This is a genomic window from Priestia sp. P5_B4 (genome assembly GCF_056400385.1).
Genome location: NZ_JBFULJ010000526.1, coordinates 1 through 2,662, shown reverse-complemented (window position 1 = coordinate 2,662; position 2,662 = coordinate 1). Strand labels below are relative to the sequence as shown.

Annotated in this window: 4 protein-coding genes; all 4 read right to left on the bottom strand. The window is 37.2% G+C overall.

All coding sequences use genetic code 11. The features are described from left to right. The coding region (locus AC1DRF_RS22430; protein ID WP_477741725.1) for a PTS transporter subunit IIC at positions 1-794 on the bottom strand (794 nt) is incomplete at its 3' end. Positions 795-849: 55 nt separating this feature from the next. Further along, entirely contained in the window at positions 850-1,134 is a 285-nt protein-coding gene (locus AC1DRF_RS22425) for a PTS sugar transporter subunit IIB (protein ID WP_013057899.1), read from the bottom strand. 1 nt (position 1,135) lies between these two features. Then, a complete protein-coding gene (locus tag AC1DRF_RS22420) occupies positions 1,136-1,621 on the bottom strand; it encodes a PTS sugar transporter subunit IIA (RefSeq protein WP_013057901.1) in 486 nt (161 codons plus the stop codon). A gap of 36 nt (positions 1,622-1,657) precedes the next feature. After that, the coding region (locus tag AC1DRF_RS22415; RefSeq protein WP_477741724.1) for a PTS sugar transporter subunit IIA at positions 1,658-2,662 on the bottom strand (1,005 nt) is incomplete at its 5' end.

Here is a 2,662-nt window from a genome sequence, read left to right as displayed (position 1 = left end):
ATTCTAGGCATCAAAAGCATAACCGCTCCCATTGAAATACCTACTTGAAAAACTTTACCAAGGTCATAGCCTGCTAATATACCGATTACACACCCTAAGATTAAACCCATCATCATTGGTTCACCGAAAATACCAAAACGTTTTTGAATAGATTCGGGATCTGCGTTCAACCTTTTAATCCCTGGAATCCTTGATACACCCATACCTACCAAAATACCAATTGGTCCAAACGCAGCTGTAGAGCCCGTAGGAAGAGAAATTCCTTCTAACCCGTAAAATTTTTGAACCATTGGCGCTGTCTTATCTGCTACAAATAAAACAGCAATTTCATACAGAACGGTACACAGTATTGCAAACCACCAGCTTCCTGTGACAACGTATCCTGTTGCACCAGCAGCGATAAAGTGCCAATAGTTCCAAATATCAATATCAAGCGTTTTAGTCAGTTTTAACAAAAGTAAAATAATATTTACAAACAAGCAAACAGGAATTAGTATAGCTGCAACGGGAGATGCCCAAGATATTGCAGCGGCAGAAGGCCATCCTGTATCGATAACAGTTAGATTTAATCCAAATCGTTCAACCATTGCTTGTGCTGCTGGTCCTAAGTTTTTTACAAGTAAATCAATAACTAAGTTGATGCCGACAAAACCAATTCCTATTGTAATTCCAGATTTAAACGCTTTTTTTGCTCCTGTTTTAAATAACAGGCCTAAGATAAAAATGGCAATTGGTAAAATAACTGTAGGTCCTAGATTTAATACTGCTTGCACACCTGATAGAAGTTTATCCATATCCATCCCTCATTTTTCTTTTGTCATTTCCTAAAATGGAGGCAACGCGTGGTACCTATGCTTGTAAATGCGTCAGAATTTTTTGRTCYAGTGCTTCCATGCCAATCCCTGTGATATAGGAGGTTGCGCTTAATGCTGGAATGCTGTACGTTGTGGGTAAAATCGTTGTCGATACAATTAAATCCGCTCCTTCTTGGCGAGAAGCTACTTCGGCAATTTTACACTGCACAACTTCTGCGTTAATGCCGTTGTCTTTTAATAAATTTTCTACTCGTTCACACACCACTGTTGATGTTGCAATTCCCGCTCCGCAYGCTACTAATACCGTATAYTTTTTCATTTTACTTCTCCCCTTTTGTACTAATTTTTTCAACTCCGTTAAAAATAGCTTGAACATCCCTTTGATTTTCAGCCTGTAATAATTGCTCTATTTTTTGCTGATCTTGAATTGCTTGCATCAGCTCCTGAAGTACTGTTAACTGGGTGTGAGGCTGGTTTAACCCTAATAGAAGCACAATGCGCACATCCACTTTTTTTGTATTATCATCCATTAAATAAAACGATACAGGTTTTTGTAAGGTAACCACACTAATAAATTGTTCAAAAACGTGCTCTGGATCTGTATGAGGAATTGCTACACTGTAATCGCCTATTTGGAGGCCTGTCGGAAAAGATGCTTCTCTTTCTTTAATTTTTGTCAGAAAGTTTTCACTGACATACCCTTTGCCAAATGCCTCTTTGTACACCATTTCAAAAATATCGGCTTGATCTTTACATACACTATTTAACTTCAATAACTCTTCTTTTAAAAAAGGCTGTAATGTCACGATTGTATCCTCCTTGCTATACATTCTGTACCATGATTAGATAGAGTGCGTTTTAATTATTTCATAGATTTTGTATTTTTCATTTAGCCGTTTCATCTCATTTATTACCCCGTTCATTTCCGCTAACTTCATCAGCTGCAGCATAGCGTTTAAATGTTTCTTTTTATCAATAGCTGCGATAACAACAATAAAATGAACTTTTTGCTCTCCGCACAATAAGCCTTCTTTTAACTTAAGTAAGCTCATGCCTACTGCTTGAACACCATCCTCAGGGCTTGCGTGAGGTATTGCAACATTAAGTCTTAGTACAATATGTGGAGACATAGACGGATATTGTTCCTGCATTTTATCAATATAAGCTTCAGTAATAATACCTTTATGTAAAAGYGGGGCAGCCGCTATTGAAATAGCTTCCTTCCAGCTTTCCACTTGATCGCGCAGCACAATTGTTTCGGGTGTAATTAAATCTGCTAAACTGTATTCTTGATTTTTACTTGTTTCGTTTAATACTTGGAGAGAAAAATAATCTTGCAGTGCTTTTTGAAGTTGAGACTTCTGATCAACTTTTGCGTATTTTTCAATGACACTTATTAACTGTTCAATGTTTACCACGGATGTATTTAAACCGAATATGGTTTGAATGACTCGCTGCCGAAGCTGCAACTTTTGAAAATCGGTAATAAATTGTTCCACAATAAATAAATGCTTAGAAGTCTGAACAGGAACAGGAGAAAATACCATATCAAATTCTGCTTTTGATTGCTCAAATTCTCGAATCGAAAGAGCTTCGTAGAAATAAAACTCTGGAAATAAATCACGCAGCGTGTGCTCCATCAAATGTGAAATGGATACCCCGTTAGGACAAACAACAACCGCTCGCTTTTTAAGCTGTATTGTTTCGCCACTGTTAATTAAATGTCCGCCAATAAAAACGGTAATAAACATCACTTCGCTTTCAGGAATAGAGCAGCCAATATAAGTTTCAAAAGGCTTTAATGAATCTTTTACAATGTAGTGAATGGCTTCGAACTCTTCACTAAC